Consider the following 1,014-nt stretch of genomic DNA (forward strand, 5'->3'; position numbering starts at 1 on the left):
GTGCTCGTGCTGCCCACCCCAGCCATGTTCGGCGTGCAGGTCTTCGCCGATGAACTGGAACGCGTCGCCGCCCGGTACGGCATCGAGGTCCACAAGAGCAGCGAACTCGTGGAAGTCGACGCCGACAGTCGCCAGGCGGTGATCGCCGATCATACAAACCATAGTCGACAAATGATCGGCTACGACCTCATGCACGTGGTACCACCGCAGTCAGCTCCGGACTGGCTCAAGCAGACCGCCTTGGCCGACCCCGAAAACCCGGCTGGCTACGTCCATGTCGACCGGAATACCCTGCAGCACACCCGATACCCGAACGTGTTCGCCCTCGGCGACGCCGGTTCTACTCCGAATTCCAAGACCGGTGCCGCGATCCGCAAACAGGCACCGGTGGTGGCCCGCAATCTCATCGCCACGATCAGGGGCGGGTCGCTGCCGGCGACATATGACGGGTACGCATCCTGCCCGCTGACCACGGCCCGCAACAAGATGCTGCTCGCCGAGTTCGACTACACCATGCATCCCACACCCAGCATTCCGTTCCTCGACACCACCCACGAACGCACCGACATGTGGTATCTCAAGCGCTACGGGCTGCCGGCCCTCTACTGGAATCTCATGCTTCGCGGCCGTGCCTGAGGCGCACGGGTGGGTGGTTCCTACTGGATAGCCGGTGTCGGCCACCGCCAGCTCCACACTTCTGGCACCGCTGACCACCTGCACTGTGACGGTCCCGCCCTCGGGTGGGTGCCGTAGCGCGTTGTCCAGGAGGTTGCCGAGCACCTGCCTGACCACCCTGCCCTGGCGGTTGGTGCGTACGCCGCCTGCCTGGACGAGGCCCGCCGCGATCCTCCGCGCGCGGCGGGCCATCGTCCAGGTGGCGGTAGCGGCAGTGGTGCCGCTGCGCTCAGCTTTCGGCGTTGCGCCGTCGCCGGTGCGTGAGACCGATTGTGAGCAGGAGGGCGGTGCCGGTCAGCACGGCCAGGCTGCCGGTGAGGAGCATTGAGCCGCTGGACG

Annotated in this window: 1 protein-coding gene and 1 pseudogene; one reads left to right on the forward strand and one right to left on the reverse strand. The window is 66.3% G+C overall.

Features of this window, described 5'->3' with window-relative positions; translation table 11 throughout:
* Positions 1-636, forward strand: a 636-nt coding sequence (locus tag H0524_RS21250; protein WP_180200232.1) for an FAD/NAD(P)-binding oxidoreductase, incomplete at its 5' end; no start/stop codon positions are given.
* A gap of 87 nt (positions 637-723) precedes the next feature.
* Here H0524_RS21250 and H0524_RS25665 read toward each other — a convergent pair.
* Positions 724-867: pseudogene (locus H0524_RS25665) on the reverse strand (two-component sensor histidine kinase); the annotation flags it as partial.
* Between the last annotated feature and the right edge of the window lie 147 nt (positions 868-1,014).

Source organism: Salinispora sp. H7-4 (assembly GCF_013416675.1).
In the GTDB taxonomy this organism is placed as follows: domain Bacteria; phylum Actinomycetota; class Actinomycetes; order Mycobacteriales; family Micromonosporaceae; genus Micromonospora; species Micromonospora vitiensis.